The 1,074-nt window shown below is 67.8% G+C and carries 1 pseudogene; it reads right to left on the bottom strand.

The annotated features are described in order from the left end of the window. Positions 1-67: 67 nt before the first annotated feature. Positions 68-1,074, bottom strand: a pseudogene (locus A5624_RS15550) (DNA-binding protein); the annotation flags it as partial.

Below are 1,074 nucleotides of genomic sequence, written 5' to 3'. Positions count from 1 at the left end.
CCGGGGTGTTCACCGGCTTCTCGATGGCCGGCTACGGCATGACCAAACACCATCTGACGCATCGGGAACCGGGCTGGATGTCGGCGCCGCCGTGGCCCGGGCGGAAGGTGACGGTCATTTCGCCGGTGCTGTCCCCGATGACGATCTGTCGGTGGGTGCGGCCTCGGGTGGTGACGTCTTCGACCTCGCTGACCCGGCCTTCGACGCTGGCGCGTTGCCCCGAGATCAGGCCGGCCACCATGACCACCGATCGCGGTCGCTGCGGGTGTTCGTAGGCGTCGACCTTGCGGTCTTCGTCCTGGGACACCCACGCCTCGAGCTTGTCGATCCCCTGTCCGATCCGCTGCTCCAAGGTGTCGGGGTAGGCCTCCCTGATCCGCGATTCGACGTCGTAGGGCACGATCGTCGCCGCGGCGTCGGGAATCAGGCTGACCGCTCGCGCGATCTTGTCGGCGGTGCGGTCGTGCAGCACGCGGCCCAGCAGCCGGGCGAAGGTTCGCCGCGGCAGCAGCACCGTCACATTGGTGCGCGCGTTCTCGTCACGCGCCTTGGCGACCAGCAGCTGCGCGGCCCGGCTGATCCGACGGTCCGGGCAGTCCACGATGCGCAGCGGGGTGTCGAGTTCGAAATGGTCCCAACGCTTTCGCAGCAGCGCCGCGTGGGCCGGGTCGACCATGAAATGCACCGCAATCAGTTCGTCGGCCCGCAACCCCCTGCCGTAGCGCAGCGCCTCGATCACCGCCAGATCGACCGAGTCGACGAACACGAACACCCGGTGCCGCGCGTACTTCACCAGCTCCGGGCGATCGGTGCGGAACATCTCGAGAATGGCGGCCTCGGCCCGGTATTCGCGGTTGAGCCGGGTCAGCATGAACACCAGCAGCGGGAACACGATGACCACCAGCCAGGCGCCCTCGGTGAATTTCGCCACCGCGAAGATGCCCACCACGATCGTCGACAGCACCGCCGCGGACAGGTTGATCGCCAGCCGGCGGCGCCAGCCCGGTTCCCGATGCGTCAGATGGTGTTTGGTCATGCCGTAGCCGGCCATCGAGAAGCCGGTGAACACCCCGA

The organism is Mycobacterium sp. 1482292.6 (genome assembly GCF_001672995.1).
Lineage (GTDB): Bacteria > Actinomycetota > Actinomycetes > Mycobacteriales > Mycobacteriaceae > Mycobacterium > Mycobacterium europaeum_A.
Note: the sequence above shows the minus strand (reverse complement) of the source record. Positions and strands in the feature narration are given on the sequence as shown.